2 protein-coding genes are annotated in these 1,179 nt (G+C 70.3%); both read left to right on the plus strand.

The annotated features are described in order from the left end of the window. On the plus strand, nucleotides 1-773 hold a 773-nt coding region (locus tag G3N93_RS40220), incomplete at its 5' end, for an MFS transporter (RefSeq protein ID WP_206135547.1). Between the two features lie 265 nt (nucleotides 774-1,038). Next, on the plus strand, nucleotides 1,039-1,179 hold a 141-nt coding region (locus G3N93_RS40225; RefSeq protein ID WP_206135548.1), incomplete at its 3' end, for a nitronate monooxygenase.

The raw sequence follows: 1,179 nt of genomic DNA on the forward strand, positions 1-1,179 counted from the left end.
TCCTGTCGACCGGCGCGCTCGCGGGCAACCTGGTCGGGCCGCTCGTCGGCGGGCTGCTGCCGGGCTGGCTCGGCATTCGCGGCACGTTCTTCGCCGGTGGCGCGATGATCGCCGTCGCCGCGCTGCTGACGATCTTCGTCGTGAAGGAAGACTTCCACGCGGGCACCGATGCCGGCCTGCGCACCTCGAGCACTGCGGCCGGCACGCCGCACCGCACGAATCGCGCGGCGGTCGCCGCACTGCTGGTGACGGCGATGATGGTGCTGCTCGCGAACATGTCGATCGAGCCGATCATCACCGTCTATATCGGCGGCCTCGGCGTGGGCGGCGACCACCTCGCGCGCGTCGCCGGCGTCGTGATGGCGTGTTCGGCATTCGGCAGCATGCTGACCGCCGCACGGCTCGGCGCGCTGGCCGACCGGATCGGCAGCTGGAACGTGATCATCGGCTGCCTGTTGCTGACCGCGCTCGCGATGGTGCCGCAGGCGTTCGTCACGCACTGGTGGCAGCTTGCCGCGCTGCGCGGGCTGATGGGCATGACGCTCGCCGGGTTGCTGCCGTCGATCGGCAAGCTCGTGCGGCAATCGGTCGACGAGCGCGCGACCGGGCAGATGCTCGGTTACCTGCAGTCCGCGCAGTTCAGCGGACAGGTGATCGGCCCGGTGATCGGCGGTCAGATCGGCGTCACGCTCGGGCTGCATTCGGTGTTCTTCGTGACGGGTGCGTTGCTGGCGGTTTGCGCGGGGCTCGCGCATTGGGCGCGCGGCAGATAGCGGCTGGCCGGCGGATCGCGGGCTGGCGTAGGATGGGCGCAGAGGCGGGTGTTGCGCCGGGCGGTGGCGGCGATGCGCACCGTCGCCACAGTCGCAGACACCGCCGCGCCGCATGGCTATCCATCGTTTTCGACATGACTTTCACGTGACCGGTCGCGCACAAGGCACGACAAACGCGCACCGATCCGAACCCGACACACGCGCGTCGGCCCGCATCCGGCCGACGCATTTCGATGACGGATCTTGCAGGAAGGAGGCAAGCGACATGAATCAATCGACCGACAACCGGACGCTGCTGCGCACGCTCGGCGTGCGCGCCCCGATCGTCCAGGCGCCGATGGCCGGCGTCAGCACGCCGGCGCTGGCGGCCGCCGTGTCGAATGCGGGCGGGCTCGGCTCGCTCGGC

Origin of the sequence: Burkholderia sp. Se-20378, from assembly GCF_017104665.1 — a bacterium.
GTDB classification, from domain to species: Bacteria; Pseudomonadota; Gammaproteobacteria; order Burkholderiales; family Burkholderiaceae; genus Burkholderia; species Burkholderia lata.